16 protein-coding genes are annotated in these 18,494 nt (G+C 73.2%); 4 read left to right on the plus strand and 12 right to left on the minus strand.

Going from position 1 to position 18,494, the window contains the following annotated elements:
- Positions 1 to 30: 30 nt before the first annotated feature.
- The 8 genes from AC07BS_RS00445 to AC07BS_RS00480 all read right to left on the minus strand — a co-directional run bounded on the left by AC07BS_RS00445 (position 31) and on the right by AC07BS_RS00480 (position 8,157).
- Positions 31 to 624: a D-sedoheptulose-7-phosphate isomerase gene (locus AC07BS_RS00445; protein ID WP_478929014.1), complete on the minus strand. Its 594-nt coding sequence runs from the start codon at positions 622 to 624 to the stop codon at positions 31 to 33.
- Positions 621 to 1,841: a glycosyltransferase gene (locus AC07BS_RS00450; protein WP_478929016.1), complete on the minus strand. Its 1,221-nt coding sequence runs from the start codon at positions 1,839 to 1,841 to the stop codon at positions 621 to 623. Before AC07BS_RS00450 ends, AC07BS_RS00445 begins: the two co-directional genes overlap by 4 nt.
- Positions 1,838 to 2,800 carry a glycosyltransferase gene (locus AC07BS_RS00455; protein WP_478929018.1) on the minus strand — a complete coding sequence of 321 codons (963 nt, stop codon included), beginning with the start codon at positions 2,798 to 2,800 and terminating at the stop codon, positions 1,838 to 1,840. The genes AC07BS_RS00450 and AC07BS_RS00455 overlap by 4 nt, the downstream gene beginning before the upstream one ends.
- Positions 2,797 to 3,861 (minus strand): glycosyltransferase family 9 protein, encoded by a 1,065-nt coding sequence (locus AC07BS_RS00460; protein ID WP_478929020.1) that lies wholly within the window; start codon positions 3,859 to 3,861, stop codon positions 2,797 to 2,799. Before AC07BS_RS00460 ends, AC07BS_RS00455 begins: the two co-directional genes overlap by 4 nt.
- The gene (locus AC07BS_RS00465) at positions 3,858 to 4,421 is read right to left on the minus strand and encodes a D-glycero-alpha-D-manno-heptose-1,7-bisphosphate 7-phosphatase (RefSeq protein ID WP_478929022.1); all 564 of its coding nucleotides are present in this window, start codon (positions 4,419 to 4,421) and stop codon (positions 3,858 to 3,860) included. The genes AC07BS_RS00460 and AC07BS_RS00465 overlap by 4 nt, the downstream gene beginning before the upstream one ends.
- Positions 4,418 to 5,479 carry a glycosyltransferase family 2 protein gene (locus AC07BS_RS00470; RefSeq protein ID WP_478929024.1) on the minus strand — a complete coding sequence of 354 codons (1,062 nt, stop codon included), beginning with the start codon at positions 5,477 to 5,479 and terminating at the stop codon, positions 4,418 to 4,420. Before AC07BS_RS00470 ends, AC07BS_RS00465 begins: the two co-directional genes overlap by 4 nt.
- Positions 5,476 to 7,128 (minus strand): carbamoyltransferase family protein, encoded by a 1,653-nt coding sequence (locus AC07BS_RS00475; protein ID WP_478929026.1) that lies wholly within the window; start codon positions 7,126 to 7,128, stop codon positions 5,476 to 5,478. The genes AC07BS_RS00470 and AC07BS_RS00475 overlap by 4 nt, the downstream gene beginning before the upstream one ends.
- Before the next feature lie 69 nt (positions 7,129 to 7,197).
- Positions 7,198 to 8,157 carry an SDR family NAD(P)-dependent oxidoreductase gene (locus tag AC07BS_RS00480; RefSeq protein ID WP_478639090.1) on the minus strand — a complete coding sequence of 320 codons (960 nt, stop codon included), beginning with the start codon at positions 8,155 to 8,157 and terminating at the stop codon, positions 7,198 to 7,200.
- Between the two features lie 432 nt (positions 8,158 to 8,589).
- On the opposite strand from AC07BS_RS00480, the gene AC07BS_RS00485 reads away from it, so the two are divergent.
- Complete coding sequence (locus AC07BS_RS00485; RefSeq protein ID WP_478929029.1) at positions 8,590 to 9,918, plus strand: UDP-glucose dehydrogenase family protein; 1,329 nt, start codon at positions 8,590 to 8,592, stop codon at positions 9,916 to 9,918.
- Positions 9,919 to 9,957: 39 nt separating this feature from the next.
- Here the strand turns inward: AC07BS_RS00485 and AC07BS_RS00490 are convergent, their stop codons facing one another.
- Positions 9,958 to 11,436, minus strand: a complete 1,479-nt coding sequence (locus AC07BS_RS00490) for an aminotransferase class I/II-fold pyridoxal phosphate-dependent enzyme (RefSeq protein ID WP_478639088.1) — start codon at positions 11,434 to 11,436, stop codon at positions 9,958 to 9,960.
- A gap of 188 nt (positions 11,437 to 11,624) precedes the next feature.
- On the opposite strand from AC07BS_RS00490, the gene AC07BS_RS00495 reads away from it, so the two are divergent.
- Positions 11,625 to 11,951: a plasmid stabilization protein gene (locus AC07BS_RS00495; protein WP_478639086.1), complete on the plus strand. Its 327-nt coding sequence runs from the start codon at positions 11,625 to 11,627 to the stop codon at positions 11,949 to 11,951.
- Between the two features lie 45 nt (positions 11,952 to 11,996).
- Here the strand turns inward: AC07BS_RS00495 and AC07BS_RS00500 are convergent, their stop codons facing one another.
- Complete coding sequence (locus AC07BS_RS00500; protein ID WP_478639084.1) at positions 11,997 to 12,152, minus strand: DUF6131 family protein; 156 nt, start codon at positions 12,150 to 12,152, stop codon at positions 11,997 to 11,999.
- Between the two features lie 304 nt (positions 12,153 to 12,456).
- On the opposite strand from AC07BS_RS00500, the gene AC07BS_RS00505 reads away from it, so the two are divergent.
- Entirely contained in the window at positions 12,457 to 13,146 is a 690-nt protein-coding gene (locus tag AC07BS_RS00505; RefSeq protein WP_478929032.1) for a DUF899 family protein, read from the plus strand.
- A gap of 166 nt (positions 13,147 to 13,312) precedes the next feature.
- Entirely contained in the window at positions 13,313 to 16,549 is a 3,237-nt protein-coding gene (locus tag AC07BS_RS00510) for a bifunctional cytochrome P450/NADPH--P450 reductase (protein ID WP_478929034.1), read from the plus strand.
- 35 nt (positions 16,550 to 16,584) lie between these two features.
- On the opposite strand, the gene AC07BS_RS00515 is transcribed toward AC07BS_RS00510, so the two are convergent.
- Together AC07BS_RS00515 and AC07BS_RS00520 are read right to left on the minus strand one after the other, a co-directional pair.
- Positions 16,585 to 17,208, minus strand: coding sequence for a TetR/AcrR family transcriptional regulator (locus AC07BS_RS00515; protein WP_478929036.1), 624 nt, complete (start codon positions 17,206 to 17,208; stop codon positions 16,585 to 16,587).
- A gap of 59 nt (positions 17,209 to 17,267) precedes the next feature.
- The gene (locus AC07BS_RS00520; RefSeq protein ID WP_478929038.1) at positions 17,268 to 18,452 is read right to left on the minus strand and encodes a serine hydrolase domain-containing protein; all 1,185 of its coding nucleotides are present in this window, start codon (positions 18,450 to 18,452) and stop codon (positions 17,268 to 17,270) included.
- Positions 18,453 to 18,494: the final 42 nt, after the last annotated feature.

Consider the following 18,494-nt stretch of genomic DNA (forward strand, 5'->3'; position numbering starts at 1 on the left):
GGGCGACAGCTCCTTTCCCACCGGGTTCGGTCACACGCCCAGTTCGGTGTCGAAGGCGCCGCACATCAGGTGCACCGCCACCAGGTGCAGTTCCTGGACGGTCGCGGTGGTGCCGGCTTCCACGCACAGCGTCTCGTCGCTGGCCCCGGCCAGGGGGTTGGGGCCGGGCCCGGTCAGCGCCCACACGTGGGCGGCCGAGGCGTGTCCGGCCGCGGCGGCGGACAGCAGGTTGGGGCTGGCGCCGCTGGTGGACATCAGGATCAGCACGTCGCCGGGGCGCGCGTGCGCCCGTACCTGGCGGGCGAACAGCTCGTCGGCTCCGTAGTCGTTGACGATGGCGGTGCAGCTGGAGGTGTCCGTGTGCAGGGCTATGGCGGAGAAGGGCGCCCGGTCCGTGCGGTAGCGGCCGACGAGCTCGGCCGTCAGGTGCTGGGCCTGCGCCGCGCTGCCGCCGTTGCCCGCCGCGAGCAGCCTGCCGCCCGCGGTCAGTGTCGTGGCCAGCCGTGCCCCCCACCGCTCGGCGGTGGCCGCGTGCTCGGTGCGGAAGCGTTCCAGCGCGGTGAGGAGACGCCCGCAGTGGTCGCCGTGGGCGGCGGCCGGCCGGGTGGTGTGGGGGGCGGTCATCGGGCACCTCCGGTGGGCAGGGACGCGGGGGCGGCGACGCGGTCGTAGACGCCCTCGACGCCCTCCGCCACGCGGTCCCAGGTGAAGTGGCCGAGCATGCGCGTCCGCCCGGCCTCGCCGAAGGACGCGAGCCGCCCCGGGGAACCGAGGAGGCCGCGTACCGCCCGGGCGAGGTCCTCGGCGCTGCCCGGTTCGACCAGCAGTCCCGTCCGGCCGTGCGCGACCGTGTCCCGGTGGCCGCCGACGTTCGTGGCGATCACCGGGACGCCGCAGGCCATGGCCTCCAGCGGCACGATGCCGAACGGTTCGTAGACGGGGGTGCACAGCACGACGTCGGCGCTGCGGATCAGCGCGGGCATGTCCTCGTGCGGTACGCAGCCGAGCAGCACGAGCCGGTCGGCGACGCCCAGGCGCCGGGCGAGGGCCGTCAACCGCGCGGCTTCCGGGTCCTCGAGGACGTCCTCACCGGGTGGTCCGCCCGCCACCAGGAGCTCCGTGCCGGGTATGTCCGCCAGCGCGCGCAGCGCCAGGTCGACGCCCTTGCGGGCGACGAGCCGGCCGATCGCCAGCAGCCGGTGCCGGGTCCGCCGGCCCGGGTGGGGGGCGACGGCGCCGCGGGTGGTGAAGTGGTCGGTGTCCACGCCGCACGGCACGACGGAGCAGCGGTGCGCGGGGATGCCCATGGCCCGCAGCTCCCGTACCTCGTCCGAGCAGGTGGCCAGGATCCTGGCGCACGACGTGCCGATGCGGCGTTCGGCGTCCAGGCGGCCGGCCGGGCTGGTGTCGGCGGCCCCCTGGTGGCGCCGCTTGACGGTGCCCAGCGCGTGGTAGGTCTGCACGACGGGCACCGTGAGGTGGGTGGTGGCCAGCAGGGCGGCCAGCCCGGACATCCAGAAGTGGGCGTGGACCACCTCCGGCGGTTCCTCCTCCCACACCTCGGCCAGGCGGGCGCCGAAGCGGGGCATGTGCTCGTACAGCGCGTCCTTGGGGAGCACCCGGGCGGGGCCGGCGCGTACATGGTCGACCACGACGCCCGAGGGCAGGGGGACGCGGTCGGGCAGGGCGTCGTCGTCCCTGCGGGTGTGGACCGTCACGTCGTGCCCCCGCTCGGCCAGCCGTTCCGCCAGCCGGGCGACGTAGACGTTCTGGCCTCCCGCGTCCGGTCCGCCCAGGGCGGCGAGCGGACTCGCGTGCTCGGACACCATGGCGATCTTCATCGGGCCACCTCCTTGAGCAGCCGGTTCCAGTCGTCCAGGAAGCGGGGCAGGCCGTAGCGGGCGAGGGCCGCCGCGCGTGCCGCCCGGCCGGTCTCCCGGGCCGCGCCGGGGTCCGCGACGAAGCCGCGGAGGGCGTCGCGCAGGACGTCCAGCCGGTTGGAGACCACCCCGGCGCCCGCCGGGACGGCTTCCCCGGCCTCGGTGGTGGCCAGGGCCACCACCGGCATGCCCAGGTGCATGGCCTCCAGGAGCGAGAGGCCCAGGGACGTCCAGCGCACCGGGTGGAGGTAGACGCGGCGGCGGGCCAGCTCGCGGTGCAGCGCGGCCTGCGGCAGGTCCTTGCTCCGGCACCGCCCGGGCGGAAGACCGAGCCGCTCGGCGACGTGCTCGGTGCGCATGCCGAAGACGTCCAGCGGGGCCGCCCCGGCGAAGTGGCCGAGCAGGTCGGTGCCGGTCGTACGGCCGCGCCGCAAGGGCTCGTTGACCACGACGGCGGCCCGTTCCAGTTCGCCCGTCCACAAGGGGCCCGGGTCGACGATGCCGTGCTCGATGACGGTGGTGGGGGTGGTGCCGCAGTCCCACATCAGCCGGTTGAAGTGGGTGACGTGCGCGATCGTCAGGTCGCGGCGGTCGGCGGCGTGGTGGCGGGTGTCCGGCACGGGCCCGCCGGGGGCGTTGTGCTCCAGGTAGACGGAGGGCACGTCGCGTCCGGGGCGCCGGCCGAGCCAGTGCCGGGCGAGCTCGAACTCGCGCGGCCGCTGGAGGATCAGCAGATCGATGTCGGTATGGCGCAACCGGTCGGCGGGCACTTCGACGACGGAGCCGGGCCAGTCGAAGGTGGCGGCGCGTCCCAGCCCGTCGGGTCCCCGGTCCGGGGTGACGGGCACCAGGTAGGTGTGCGGGCCCTGGACGAACGCCGTCGTCCAGGAGCCGTGCACGTGCCACAGCAGGATCCTCACGGCGACCACTCCGTCCGGTCGGTCGGTCCCGCCCGCCGGGAGCGGGGTTCGAGGCCGGGCACGCGCCCGGTGAGCTTCTCCACGGCGGCCAGCGCGTCCTCGGGGGACACCACGTTCAGGCACGGGTGCCCGGCGACGGGGCAGACGCGGGCCCGGCTGCCGGCGCAGGGGGCCTCCTGGTCCCCGAGCAGGACGTGCGGCACCCCGTACGGGGCCCACCGCTCGGCCGGCACCACCGGGGCGAAGAGGGACACCACGGGGGTGCCCACCGCGGCCGCCAGGTGGGCGGGGCCGGTGTTGCCGGCGATCACCACGGCCGCCCGGGCGAGCACCTCGGCGAGTTCGGCGGGCGTGGTCCGGCCGCCGAGGTCGAGCGCGGCCCCGTGGGCGACGCAGGCCGTCAGCTCCCGTTCGCCGGGGCCGCCGGTGACCACGGCGCGGTACCCCGCCCGCACCAGCATCCGTACGGTCGCCGCGAGCCGCTCGCGCCCCCAGCGACGGGCCGGTACCGTCGCGCCGGGGTGCACCACGACATAGCCGTCCTCACCGGCGGGACACCGCCCGGGCGGCTGCCTGCGGATCGCCGGCCGGCCGTCGTCGCCCTCCGGCAGCGGGAACCCCGCGGCCTCGGCGAGGTCGAGCGCGGCCTCCACCTCGTGCCGGTGGGGCAGCCGGCGATGCCGCAGGTCCAGCAGCGCGCCCGGATAGTCCGCGCAGTCCGCCGCCAGCCGGCGCACCCCGGCCATGCGCAGCAGCAGCGCCAGCGGCAGCGGGCTCTGGTGGTAGGACGTCAGCACGATCGCCACGTCGGGCGGGTCCCGCCGGACGCGCTCGACGAGCCGCGCCACATCGGCCGCCTCGACCGGCGGAGGCTCGAAGCCCACCCAGGGCGCGTTCCACTCGATCACCTCGTCGACCCCCGGCAGCATGCGGGCCGCGGGGGCGCCGAGCGGGCCGCACAGCAGCGTGGTGCGGTCCGCGCGGGCGGCGACGGCGCGCACCGCGGGCCCGGCGAGCAGCACGTCGCCGAAGCTGTCCAGTCGCGCGACCAAGGCCTTCACCGCCGGACACCACCCTCCGTCGCCGACGGCCCACGGGCGCCCAGGACCATGCGCGCCGCGGTGGGCAGATCGGGTGCCGGGTGGAGCGCGCGGGCGACCTCCTCGGGCCGGGTGAGCGGGGTCGGCACGAGAACGCCCACGGCCCCCGCGGCCGCCGCGGCCTCCATGTCGCTGCCGATGTCACCGATCACCACGCACCGCGCCGGCGCCACGCCCAGCGCCCGGGCGGCCGACAGCACCAGCCCCGGTGCCGGCTTGCGGCAGGGGCAGCCGTCGTCCGGGCGGTGGGGGCAGATCCGCCATACGTCGAACGGCCCGAGCAGCCGCTCCACCCGGGCGTTGACCTCCGCCACCTGACGTTCGGTCAGCAGACCGCGGCCGATGCCCGACTGGTTGCTGACCACCCCGGTGCGCAGCCCCCGCCGGCGCAGCAGCGCCAGGGCCCGGTGGGCACCGGGCCGTGGCACGACCCGGGCGGGATCGCCGTTGTAGGGGACGTCCTCGACCAGCGTGCCGTCCCGGTCGAACAGCACGGCGGCGGGCAGGTGATGGCCGCTCATGCCGGGGGACCGTTCCCTACGGCGATCTGTTCGGGGGCTGCCGGCACCGCCGGAGGGAACGGGCCGGGCAGCGGCCGCCGGCCGCGGTGGCGGACGGTGCCGCGCAGCCGGTGCCAGACCGCGAGCGGGGGGATGGCCAGGCTCGTGGCCACCATGGCCGTGACCTCGCGCGGGGTCCTGGGGCCGGGGGAGATGCGGGCCCACGCGAACTCGGCGGTCCCCGCCGCCCAGCAGAGCGCGGCCGCCGCGCCGGTGACCGGGCGCCGGGCGAGGGTCAGCGCGGCCGCCGCGGCTCCGGCCGCGGTGATCAGCGCGTGCCGGCGCAGCCGCCCTCGCGGGGCCTCCGCGCGCCGCCACCAGTCGCGGCCGTGCAGGCGCACCATCAGCGCGTCGTCGGCGTTGCCGGCCTGCTGGCGCAGCGAGACCCAGGCGTCGCAGGGGCGTACCGGGTGCCGGGTGACGCGCGTGCCCCGTTCCAGCCGCCATCCCACGGCCATGACGCGCAGGGCGAGGTCGGCGTCCTCCCGGAAGGCCCGGGGGAAGCGCTCGTCGAAGCCGCCCACGGCGTCGAGCACGGACGTGCGGTACGCCATGTCGGCCGTCGCCCACCGGGCCCGGGCCAGTCCGGCGGTGGCGCGTTCGAAGTCGGTGGGCCGCCGGTCGGTGGGCAACGGCACGTCGAGCACGCCTTGCACCCCGCCCGTCCACGGCTCCGCGCGGTCCAGATCGCGGGCCAGGTCCGTGCGCCAGGCGGCGGTCACCCGCACGTCGTCGTCGAGGAACACCACCCATGGCGCGCACACCGTCCGCCGGCCCGCGTTGCGGGCGGCGGCCGGCCCCCTGCCCCCGCTGCGCACCTGCCTGGCGACACCGCGCAGGGCGCCGAGCGCCTCGAGCGGCAGCGGCGGGTGCCCGTCAGGGGAGCCGGGCCGGTCGTCGACGACGACCACCTCGCACGGGCCGGGGCCCACCGAGCCGGCCAGCGCGGCCAGACAGTGCTCCAGGCACGGGCGCCCGATCGTCGGGATGACGACCGCGTAGGCCAGGGGGGCGTTCATCGGGCTTCCCCCGTCGCGCGGAACCGGGCGCGCCGCACGGCGTACGGGCCGAGGGCCAGCAGGTCCACCGGTGCCGAGCCGAAGCACTCCAGCGCGTCACGGGGGTCGTCGACCATCGGCCGGCCCGCCGTGTTGAGGCTGGTGTTGACGACCACGGGAAGGCCCGTGCGTCGCTCGAAGGCGGCCAGCATCCGGGCCACCAGCGGCTCCCGCGCGGGGTCGACCGTCTGGATCCGCGCGGTGCCGTCGACATGGACGACCGCCGGGATCCGGTCCCGCCAGGCCGGTGCCACCCGGTGGACGAAGAGCATGTAGGGGCTGGGGAGCGGCCCTTCGAAGATCTCCGCGGCCCGGTCCGCCATGACCATGGGGGCCACGGGACGGAACTCCTCGCGCCCCTTGACGTGGTTGAGCCGCTCCAGGTTCCCCTCCCGCCCGGGGTGGGCGAGCAGCGAGCGGTGCCCCAGCGCCCGCGGCCCGTACTCGGCGCGCCCCTGGAACCAGGCCACGATCCCGTCGCGGCTCAGCTCCTCGGCCACCGCCTCGGCGATGTCGGGGGGCCGCTCGTACGGCAGGCGTGCACGCTCCAGCCAGCTCCTGAGCTCGTCGTCCGACCACTCGCGGCCCAGGTCCGCCCCTTCCATGGGGTCGGGCAGCCGGCCGTCCGAGGCCGCCAGCTGCAGCGCGCCGCCCAGCGCGGTCCCCGCGTCACCGGCCGCGGGCTGCACCCACACCCGGCGGAAGGGGCCCTCCTGGGCGACGCGCGTGTTGGCCACGCAGTTCAGGGCCACCCCGCCCGCCATGGCCAGCGTCGCGGCGTCCGTCCGGCCGTGCAGCCAGCGCGCCAGGTCCAGGAGCACCTCCTCCAGGCACGCCTGGGTGCTGGCCGCCAGGTCGGCGTGGTCCTCCGTCCACTCCTGCCCCGGCGCGCGCGGCTCGGTGAGCGCCGCCCACGGCACCGAGTGCGCCCGGAAGCCGCCGTCCCCCGTCGCGTAGACGTGGGCCCGCACCTCCGTCAGGAACCGCGGCTTGCCGTAGGCCGCCAGCGCCATCACCTTGTACTCGTCGCTGCTGCGCAGGAAGCCCAGGTGCTCCGTCAGCTCCTCGTAGACCAGCCCCAGGGAGGACGGCAGGTCCTGTGCGGCCAGCACCTCCAGATGCCCGCCCCGGTAGACCCCCGCCAGATGCGAGGCGCACTCCCCGCGCCCGTCCAGCACCAGCACGGCGCTGTCGCGGTACGGCCCGGCGAGAGCGGCGGACGCGGCGTGCGCCACGTGGTGGGGGACGAAGCGGACCCGCTCCGGGTCCAGGCCCGGCAGCGCGTCCGCCAGGAAGCGGGGCGCCTCCTCGGCGTACGTCTGCCGCAGCCCGTCCCACGGATCGTCCAGCCCCATGGCCGCCGCGGGGCGGCCCAGCGCGGGGTCGTAGGAGCAGGTGACCGCGTCGAGATCGGCCGGGCGCAGCCCGGCGCGCTCCAGGCACCACGCCGCCGACAGGACCGGCTGCTCCCAGGCCGCGAACGGCACCGGACGCTTGCCGTGCTTGCGCCGGGAGAACCGCTCCTCCTCGGCGGCCGCGACGATCCGCCCGTCGACGACCACGGCGGCCGCGGGGTCGTGGAAGAGTGCGTTGATTCCGAGGATGCGCATGACGTGCTCCGTCTCCGGCGAGGGGCGACTGCTCGGCTCAGGGCGTGGCGGGGGCGCGACGGACCGGCGCTAGGGCGCGGCGGACCGGGCGAACCACTCGACGGTCCGCTTGAGCCCCTCCTCACAGCCCACGCGCGGGCTCCAGCCCAGCAGCCGGTGTGCCGTCGTGGTGTCGGGACGGCGTTTGGCGGGGTCGTCCACCGGACGGTCGACGAAATGGACGACGGACGCCGAACCGGTCAGGCCGATGATGCGCTCGGCCAGTTCGAGGACCGACGTCTCGTCGGACCCGCCGATGTTGACCGGGCCCGGGTAACCGCTGGCGGCGAGGGCGAGGATGCCGTCGACCGTGTCGTCGACGTAGGTCAGGCAACGGGTCTGGCTGCCGTCACCGGCGACCGTCACCCGCTCCCCGGCGAGGGCCTGCTGGATGAACGTCGGCACGGCCCGCCCGTCGTCGGTGCGCATCCTGGGGCCGTAGGTGTTGAAGATGCGGACGATGGTTGTGTTCGCCTCGTGCGCCCGCCGGTAGGCACTGACCAGCGCCTCGGCATAGCGCTTGGACTCGTCGTAGACGCTCCGCGGGCCGATCGGATTGACGTTGCCCCAGTAGCGCTCGCGCTGAGGATGCTCCAGGGGGTCGCCGTACACCTCCGACGTGGAGGCGAGCAGAAAGCGGGCGCCGTCGCGCAGGGCCCGCTCCAGAGCGGTGCGCGTGCCGTCGCTGCCCGCTTCCAGGGTCTCGATGGGCAGTCGGAGGTAGTCGCGGGGAGACGCCGGGCAGGCCAGGTCGAGCACCAGGTCGACCGGCCCGGGGACCCGGTCCAGGCTGCCGGGTCGCCGGACGTCCGCCTCGACGAAGCGGAAGCGCCGATCCTCCGACAGGTGGGCGACATTGGCCGCGGACCCGGTCGACAGATTGTCGACGCAGAACACCTCCGCTCCATCGGCCAGCAGTCGTTCACAGACGTGGGATCCGATGAAGCCGGCTCCTCCCGTGACCACTGCGCGATTCCAGGATCCGTCCATGACGGCCCTCCTCCGCGAGCGCGGCCGAAGGCCCGGGGCGGGGCGGTGACCCCTGAGCGGGGACCGACGGCAGCGCGCGATCGTCGCCGACCGCTTCCTCGTCCTCGCGGAGATGGGGCCCGCGGACCTGGCGGCTCGGCTTCCGATGCTGCTCGAGGCTGCTCACGGGCCCGATGATGATGCCCGGTCTGCGTAGCGCGAACGACTCATCGAAGGGTCGCACAGCGCGCCCGACTGCTCCACTCGAGCGGACCGGACCGGGTGCCGGCCCGGCTCGGCGCACGGCAGCGATTGCCGGTCCGGGGAAGGCGGGTGAGCCTGGAAGCGGCCGTCCAGCGCCGTCGCGGAGCCGGCGCCTGTCCGGGGCGCCGCCGACCGGCCGGAGCGACGAGGAGGGAACGACACCGAGCGACGAGAAGGGAACGGGACATCATGCGCGTATCCGTCATCGGCTGCGGTCACCTGGGGATCCCGCACGCCGCGGCGATGGCCGAGATCGGCCACGACGTCATCGGTGTCGACCTCGACCGGTCGAAGACCGATCGCCTGAACGGTGGTCAGTGCCCCATCCACGAGGACGGGTTGACCGAGCTGGTGGCCGAGCACACCGGGACCGGGCGCCTGCGCTTCACCACCGACATCGCCGAGGCGGCCGCCTTCGCGGACGTCCACTTCCTCGCCGTCGGCACGCCTCTCGACACCGACGGACGCGGTTACGACACCACGCAGGTCCTCGGCGCCGCCCGTGCCCTGGCCCCGCACCTGACCAGGCCCTGCGTCGTCGTCGGGAAGTCCACCGTGACGGTCGGCACCACCACGGAACTGGCCGGGCTGCTGGCCCGCCTCGCCCCGGCGGGGGAGGGCGTCGAGGTCGTCTGGAACCCCGAGTTCCTGCGCGAGGGGCACGCCATCGAGGACACCCTCAGGCCTGCCCGCATCGTCGTCGGCGTTCCCTCGCCGCACGCCGAGGACGTCGTCCGCGAGCTCTACGCACCCCTGCTGAGCCGCGGGGTCCCCCTGCACGTCACCGACCCCGCCACGGCCGAACTGATCAAGAGCGCAGCCAACGCCTACCTCGGCCTGAAGATCTCCTTCATCAACGGTGTGGCCGACATGTGCGCCGCGGCCGGCGCCGACGTCCAGCAGCTCGCCGAAGCCGTCGGACTCGACCCGCGCATCGGCCGCGGCGGCATGACCGCCGGTCCCGGCTACGGCGGCGGCTGCCTGCCCAAGGACGTCCACGCCTTCGCCGCCACCGCCGAGGCCCTCGGCGCCCCCGAAGCGGCGGCCCTGTTGAACGCGGCCGAACGGGTCAACGACTCACGTCCCGCCGCCGCCCTCCGCCTCATCGAGGAAACCCTGGGACGCCCGGTCACCGGTACGAAGGCCACGGTGTGGGGCGCCGCCTTCAAGGCCGGCACCGAGGACATCCGCGAATCCCCCGCCCTCGCCATCGCCACGCTCATCCACCGGCGGGGCGCGACGGTCACCGTCCACGATCCCCTGGCGGTGCCCACCGCGCTGGCGCATCACCCCCACCTCTCCTACGAACAGGACCTGGAGGCCTCCGTCACCGGCGCGGAGCTGGTCGTACTGGCCACCGAATGGCCGCACTTCCGCCACGCCGACCCCGGCCGTCTCGCCACCGTCGTCGCCAGGCCGGTCCTGGTCGACCTGCGCAACCTGATCGACGCCGGCATCTGGCGCGCGGCCGGCTGGACGGTCCGGCAGCTCGGTCGCCCCGCTGAAGCGGGACGGTGACGCGGCCTCAGCGCACTGCTCGCGCCCGGGGGCGACCACCTAGCGGATGACCACCTGGCGGACGACCACCTTCACGCTCCGGACGTCCGTGTCGGCGGCGTCGGGAACGACCATGCCCGCCTCCACTCCACTGCGTAGATAGCGCAGGACCTCCCGGTCGAGCCGCTCGCCCGGCAGCGCGGCGGGGATGCCGGGCGGGTACGGCGTGAGCATCTCGGCGGCGATCCGGCCGGCCGCCTCGTCCCACGGCACCCGCTCGACGTCACCGAAGAACGCGTCGCGGGGAAGCATCGCCTGCTCCAACCGCAACTCCGGTGGATCCGGCACCTCCACGGGCCGGGCGGGACGCAGCTCCTCGGCGTTCCTCACCAGATCGAGGAGGGCACCGAGGAGGGTCTTCGCCGTCCGCTCGTCGTCGGCGTGGGTCAGCTGGGCGCTGATCCGGCGGTGGTCGCACACGTGGAGGTTCACCCGGTGCCGTTCGCGCAGCCGATCGGCGGCGCGGTATCCGGTGGTGCCCAGCGCGGAAAGGTCGATGATGAGCTGGAGGGGGTCCAGATCCGCGGCGTGGCCGGGATCGCAGAAGTCCTCACGCCCGTGGACGCGCAGCCCCTCCATCGCCTCGACGCGGCACCGGACGTCCTCCGCGAGGGCGAGGGCGCGGTCGAACAGCTTCCGGCCGTCCAGGACCATCTGGCGGCGCCATCCGTCGAGGGCCGCGTAGACGAGCACGGAGGGACTCGTGGTGCCCAGCAGGTCCGCGCAGGCGGTGAGCCGCTTCGGGTCGACCCGGTCGCCCTGGAGATGGAAGACGGAGCTCTGCTCCAGGCCGGAGCCCATCTTGTGCACGGAGGTGACACAGACGTCGGCTCCCGCGTCCATGGCCCACGTCGGCAGCCCGGGATGGAACGGCAGGTGCGCTCCCCACGCCTCGTCCACGATCAGCGGCTTGCCCCGCCGGTGGCAGACCTCCGCCAAGGTCCCCAGGTCGGCACACGTGCCGTACGGCGTGGGGCTGGTGATCAGGGCTCCTTTGGCGCCGGGATGACGGTCGAAGGCGTCCTCGAAGGCACGGGCGGACGGCGGATGCGCCAGGTGCAGCTCGCTGTCCCAGCGCGGATCCACCCATACGGGGCTGATGCCCGAGAGGATCAGCCCGGCGACCACCGACTTGTGGGCGTCGCGGCCGATCAGCAGCTCTTCGTAGGGGCCGGCGACCGCGAGCATGGCGGCCTTGACCGACAGGGAACTCCCGCAGGTGGTGAAGAAGGTGTGGTCGGCGCCGACGGCATGCGCCATCAACGCCTCGGCCCGCGCCAGCACGCCGTGCGAGCTCCTCCGGTCGTCGAGGCCGCCGACGGCCAGGACGTCCGCCGCGAACACCGCCTCGCCCAGCACGGCCAGAACACGCGGGTCGGCACCTCTGGCCTGCTTGTGGCCCGGAGGAGTGAACGGGGTCTGGCCCTGATCGTGGTAGGCGGCGAGCGCCTCCAGGACGGGCGCGCGCGAATGGTCCACATGGTCCATGGAAGAACCACCCCTCGGCGGATCGATGATGGACGGACGTACGGGACGGGTTCCCTTCCGGACGCTCCCGACACGGAGAGCGGGCGGCGGACGTCCCGATCGGCGGCTCCCACCCTGCGCCTCGGTACCTCCGGTGTCACCGTGGCCATGAACGGTCACCGGCGATGAGGAGAGTCATCATGCCCAGGGGTTCCAGCGGCAAGCGCGAGCGGCAGTACGAGCACATCAAGGAGAGCGCGCTCGACCGGGGCGAGAGCAAGAAGCGTGCCGAGGAGATCGCGGCCCGCACCGTCAACAAGGAGCGGGCGCGCTCGGGAGAGTCCAAGACGGCCGGCCGCAGCTCGCGGCAGGACAAGTCCTCCTCCCAGCGCGGCGGCCAGCGCTCGCACTCCGGCGCCGAGGGGCCGACCAAGGAACAGCTCTACAACGAGGCGAAAAAGAAGAACGTCGAAGGCCGGTCCACCATGAACAAGGCCGAACTGAAGCGGGCCCTGGGCCGGAACTGAAACAAACGGGCCACGGCCGGGGAGAGCTGCTGTGAGGACGGCCTCCTACCAATAGTGGCGTCGGCCACCGACAGCGTGACCGACGGCTCCCAGGACCCACAGGACGATGCCTATGACGACGAGAATGATGCCGATCGTCCACAGGATATGGAGGCCCAGCAGGAATCCGACGATGAGGAGGATGAGACCTAGGATGATCATGACGATCGCCTGAGCTTCTGTTCTGTGCGAATGCACCGGGGCGGCTTCTCCTGGTCGGCCGATGCGGTGCGGCGGCCAACGACGGATGCCCCTAGTGTCCAGAATATCCCCGCCGGAGTTCCCTTGAAAGGGAGATCGGCCATGCCGCGCTCGTGGCTCAGCGCAGGGCCGGACGGTTGGCGGAGGTGTACTCGTCCGCGATGGTGAAGACGCCGGCACAGCCCGGGCATTCCGCCTTTCTCGCGCCACGTGGCGATTCCCCCGGCCCGAGCGGACAATTGCGGCGAGAGCACAGGAGACGCCCATGCGGATCACCAACCTCAGCGAGGAACCGGCCGAGTACGTCCACGCCCGTGAAGAGCTGAGGCAGGCCGAGATCGAGCTGATGCGCCACCGCGAACGCGTCGCCGACCAGCGCCGCCGGCTGCCCCTCGGCCCTGTCGTCGACGACTACGTCTTCGAGGAAGGCCCCGCCGACTTCCACGCCGGTGACACACCGGTGACGACGGTGCGGCTGAGCGAACTGTTCACCGGGCCCGGCCGCGACCTGGTCGTCTACCACTTCATGTACGGCAAGCGGCAGACCGAGGCGTGTCCCATGTGCACCATGTGGATCGACGGGTTCAACGGAGTCGCCCGCCACATCACCCAGAACGCCGACTTCGCCGACTTCGCCGTCGTCGCCGCGGCCGATCCGCCGACGCTCCGCGCGTACGCCCGGAGCCGGCACTGGACGAACCTGCGCCTGCTCAGCGCGGGGGCCGGGACCTTCAAGTACGACCTCGGCAGCGAGGACGCCGAGGGCGTCCAGGACTCGACCGTATCGGTGTTCACCCGTGACGACACCGGATCGGTGCGCCACCTCTACTCGGCGCATCCCCGGATGTCCGAAGACATCGACCAGCGGGGCCTGGACCTGCTCAGCCCGGTCTGGCACATCCTCGACCTCACCTCCCGAGGCCGGGGCGAGTGGTTCGCGGCCCTCGACTACTGAGATCTCATCCCGCGTCAAGGTCCTCGGGCCGCGACGCCTTCACGCCCCTCCATGGTTGAGTCGTCCGACCGTGCCGATCGACACAATCAAGCGACATTGTCGACTGACAATGTCGCTTGTACGTTGGACCGCAAGCGACTGCTGGTGTCGGACGAAAGGCACGCTCATGACTCACGCGTTCGTTGCCGGCGCCCGGGCGATCCCCGAGCGCCCGGCGCTGCCCCTGATCGGCCACGCCCTCGACCTGCTCCGGGGCGGCGACGGTCACGACCTCCTGATGAAGGAGCTCAAGGAGATGGGACCGGTGTTCCGGTTCCGCGTCTTCGGGACCGAGACCGTCATCGTCGGCGGCCTGGACCTGGTGACGGAGTTGTCGGACGAGAGCCGGTTCCGCAAGAGCCTGTCCCCGGACCTGATCGAGGTTCGCCGGTTCGCCGGTGACGGCCTGTTCACCGCCTTCAACCACGAGCCCAACTGGCGCAAGGCCCACGACATCCTGATGCCGGCGTTCTCGCTCGGCGCGATGCGTGACTACCACGGCACCATGCTCGGCGTCGCCCGATCCCTGATCGCCAAGTGGGACCAGGCCGCCGGGGCGCAGGCCGTGGACGTCCCCGAGGACATGACCCGGCTGACCTTCGACACCATCGGGCTGTGCGGCTTCGGCTACGACTTCCAGTCGTTCCGCCGCGACGACCTGCACCCCTTCGTCGAGGCGATGTCGCGGGCGCTGGCCTTCACCCAGGACAAGGTCGAGTCCGTCCCCGGCACGGAGCTGTTCAAGTGGAAGCAGGTCGAGCAGTTCCGCCGGGACACTGAGCTGATGACGGACCTCGTCGATGAGGTCATCCGCAAGCGCAGGGCATCCGGCGACACGAGCACGGACGATCTGCTGGGCCGGATGCTCCACACCCGGGACGCGGTGACCGGCGAGCCCCTGGACGACGTGAACATCCGCAACCAGGTGATCACCTTCCTCATCGCCGGGCACGAGACCACCAGCGGCGCCCTGTCCTTCGCCCTGTACTACCTGACCAAGCACCCCGAGGTGCTCGCGCGGGCCCAGGCCGAGGTGGACGCCCTGTGGGGAGACACGGACACCCCGGAACCCGGCTACGGCGACATCGGCAGGCTCACCTACATCCGCCAGGTGCTCAACGAGAGTCTGAGACTGTGGCCGACAGCGCCCGGCTTCGCCGTGGAGCCCCTTGAGGACACCGTCATCGGTGGCACGTACGTCGTCCGCGAGGGCGAGACGCTCACGATCTACACCCCGGCCCTCCACCGCGACCCCGCCTGGGGCGAGAACGTCGAGCTGTTCGACCCCGAGCGCTTCACGCCCGAGCGGGAGGAGAGGCGCTCGGTCCACCTGTTCAAGCCGTTCGGCAACGGTGAACGCGCCTGCATCGGCCGCCAGTTCGCCCTGCACGAGGCCACCCTGCTGCTCGGTCTGCTGGTGCACCGCTACCGGCTGATCGACCACGCCGACTACCAGCTGAAGATCAAGCAGACCCTCACCATCAAGCCCCACGGGTTCACGCTCGAGCTGGCCCGGCGTACGAGCGGCGAGCGCCGCCTGCCCGCAGCCGCGGCTCCAGCCGCAGTCACCGTGAGCAGTGCCCCCGCCGGTCAGGACGGCCCCGCGCCCCGACGCGCCACGGGCACCGCGCTCACCCTGCTGCACGGCTCCAACCTGGGTACCTGCGCGGGCATCACCCGCGATCTGGCGGCGGACGGCGACGCGCACGGATTCGCCTCGTCCGTGGCACCGCTCGACGACCACGTCGGCAGGCTGAGCGCCGCCGAGGGCCCGGTGGTCATCGTGGCCGCCTCCTACAACGGCAGGCCCACCGACGACGCCGCCGGGTTCGTCGCCTCGCTGGAGGGACTCGAGCCCGGCTCGCTCGACGGTCTCCGGTACGCCGTGCTCGGTGTCGGCGACCGCAACTGGGCGGCCACCTACCAGTACATCCCCTCCCTCATCGACGAGCGCCTGACGGCGGCCGGCGCCACGCCACTGCTGGAGCGCGGCGCCGCCGACGCCTCCGGTGATTTCGCGGGCACGGTGGACCGGTGGACGGGCGAGCTGTGGACCGCCTTGCTGGAGCGGCACGGCCACCCGGTGGCGCCGCAGGATGCCGCGACGCCGACCGAAGAGGAGGAAGGCCGCGGCCTGTACGAACTCCAGGACACCACCGAGTCGGTCATCGGCGGACTCGCCGCACGGCACGGCGTACAGCCGATGGAGGTGCTCGACGCGTACGAGCTCGTCGACATGGACCACGAGCTCGGCCGCCCCAAGCGCTTCCTGAGGCTACGGCTGCCCGAGGGCGTCACCTACCGCACCGGCGACCACCTGGCCGTGCTCCCGAGCAACCCGGACGCCCTCGTACGACGGGTCGCCCACCGCTTCGGCCTCGACCTGGACCGTACCGTCCGGCTGCACGCCCGCCGCCGCAACCGCGACGCCCTGCCCGTCGACCGGCCGCTGACCCTGCGTCGGCTCCTGACCGTCTTCGTCGAGCTGCAGGACCCCGCCACCCGGGAACAGATCGCCCTGCTCGCCGAGCACACCGCCTGCCCGCCGGAGAAGCGCCCCCTGGCCGAACTCGCCGCGGCGGACCCCGAGACCTTCCACGACCGGGTGACGGCCGCCAGGAGCAGCGTCCTGGACCTGCTGGAGCGCTACCGCGCCTGCGAGTTGCCCTTCGAGCGCTTCCTGGAGCTGCTGCCGGTCCTGCGCCCGCGCCACTACTCGATCTCGTCGTCCGCCGAGGCGTCCCCCGGCGAGGTGGACCTGATGGTGTCGCTGCTCGCGGCACCCCACCGAAGCGGCGAGGGCGCCTTCCACGGCATCGCCTCGCACTACGTCCGGACCGTGGCGGTCGGCGACACCGTCCAGGCCCGGGTGCTGCCGTGCGGGGAGGCCTTCCGGCTTCCCGAGGACCCGTCCGTGCCGGTCATCCTGGTCAGCGCCGGCACCGGGCTGGCGCCCTTCCGGGGCGCCGTTCTCGACCGGCTGCACACCCGGTCGACCGGAACGCTGCTGTGCTACTTCGGCTGCGACCACCCCGACGTGGACTACCTCCACCGGGAGGAGTTCGAAGCCGCCGAGGCGGCCGGAGCCGTCAGCATGCGCCCCACTTTCATGCACGCGCCGGAGGACGGCGCCCGCTTCGTCCAGGACCGGCTCGCGCGCGAGAGCGACGAGGTCCGGGCCCTGCTGGAAGCCGGCGGCCGGGTCTACGTCTGCGGCGACGGCCGCCGCATGGCGCCCGCCGTGCGGGAGGCGTTCATGGCGATGCACCGCGAGAGCACCGGTGCGTCCGGTGAGGAGGCCGCCGCCTGGCTGACCTCCCTCACCGATGCCGGTCGCTACGTCGAGGACGTCTGGGCCGGCTGAGCACACGTCGATCAGCCGCGGGCGCGCCCGGCGCGTCAGGCCGTCGGTACGTCCGCGAGCTCCAGCCGTCCCCCGGCCAGGGCGATGGTCGCGGAGACCAGGGCCCGGAGGCAGACGTCCTCCGAGAACTGGTCCGGCGCGTAGTGGTACTGCAACGTCAGTCCGTCGAAGCCGGCGAGGTAGAACCGGGCGATGGTCTGTGCGGGCTGGGCGAGTTCGTACCCGGTCCGCGCCGCCGCCTCGGCCACCAGCCGTGCCGTCGCCTCGCTGACCCCCCGGTAGTAACCCTGGTAGGCCTCGCTCAGGTCGGGGGTGCGCAGGGCGAGCATGCTCAGCTCGGTGAGGAGGCGGTAGCGGGTCGCCTCCTCCCGTACGGTCCGCCACGAGGCGCCGGCCAGCGCGGTGATCGTCTCCTCGAAACCGGCGCCCTCCGGCGCCGCTCGCTCGACCTGCGCGATCAGGTCGCCGGTGAGCTGCTCCATGACCGCCCGGTAGAGGTCCGCCTTCGTACCGAAGGTGTAATGGACCGTGGCCTGCGCGACGCCGAGCTCGGCGGCGATGGCGCGCGTACTGCCGGCGGCGACGCCCTCTCTGGCCATGAGATCGATGGCCGCTTTGATCAGCTGAGGACGGCGCTCGGCCGCGGAGACATGAGCCATGCCGGCATTGTATTGACTCAGTCGATCGAACAAGTCGGAGGACCGCAGGGCTACGGAGTTCAGTCGCCGAACGCGGCGAGGGAGAGGCGCTGGGCCACCGCGGGTGCGCTGTTGTTGGACGAGACCGAGGTGCCCATCGCGTAGACCGCCCGGCGGTTCAGGTCGCGGGAGGCGAAGACGCCGCTCCGGTAGCCCGGGTCGGACCCCGTCTTGCCCCACACGACGGAGCCGTCGGGCAGCGGTACCGACATCAGGCCGACGCTGAAGCAGGCCGTGCGCTTGCCGGGACCGGTGTTGCAGTTGGAGTCGTTGGCGTACGGCAGCGGCTTGCCGTCGGTGCCCTTCGGGACGGTGAACAGCTCGGCGGCCTGCGCCGGGCGCAGCAGCCGGCCGTCGAACAGGCCGGTGATGAAGCGGTCCAGGTCACCCGTGGTGGAGGTCATGCTGGCGGGCAGCCCGCCCTGCACGTTGACGTCGACCAGTTGGCCGTTGCTCCTCGGCATGTAGCCGGGGAGGTAGGGGCGGGGCACGGGGGTGCCGCGGCCCGGCGTGGCGGCCTTGGTCTCCCGCATCTTCAGGGGCTTGAGGATGCGGGCGCTCACCTCGTCCTGGTACGAGTGCCCGGTGATGTCCTCGATCAGCTTGCCGGCGACGCGGTAGCCGAAGGAGTTGTACTCCTGCCGGGTACCGGGGCTGAAGCGCGGGCCGGGAGCGGGCCTGCCCTCGGGGCGCAGCGTCTGCTGGATGATCTCGTCGAAGGTGACGTAGTCGAAGCGGTGCTCGATGTCCTCGTCCGGGGAGGTGGCGGGGGCACCCTCGAAGTCCTGGGGCAGGCCGCTGGTGTGGTTGAGCAGCTGCCGCACGCTGATCGGCTCGGTGAAACGCTCCTTGGGCAGCAGTCCGGGCAGGTAGTGCTGAACGCTCTGGTCCAGGTCGACCCGGCCCTCGGCGGACAGCTGGAGGAGTATCACCGCCTCCATCGGCTTGCTGATGCTGCCGATCCGGAAGTGCGCGTCGGGGCTGATGCGCTTGCCGGTGACGGCGTCCCCGGAGGTACCCCGCCACGTCTGCCCGTTCTTGTGCACCTCGGCCACGACCCCGGAGCCACCGTCGCCGGGACGCAGGGCGATCGCCTCGCGCAGGGCGGCGGGGTCGAGGCCGGTCGAGGCCTCGGCGGTGGTGGCACCGAACGCCACGGTGGCGGCTGTGGCGGCGGCCAGGGACAGGGCCGGGAAACGACGCATAGGAGAAGAGCTCCACTCGGAAGTCGGTGACGAAGATCAAGT

The organism is Streptomyces sp. NPDC044063 (genome assembly GCF_056434285.1).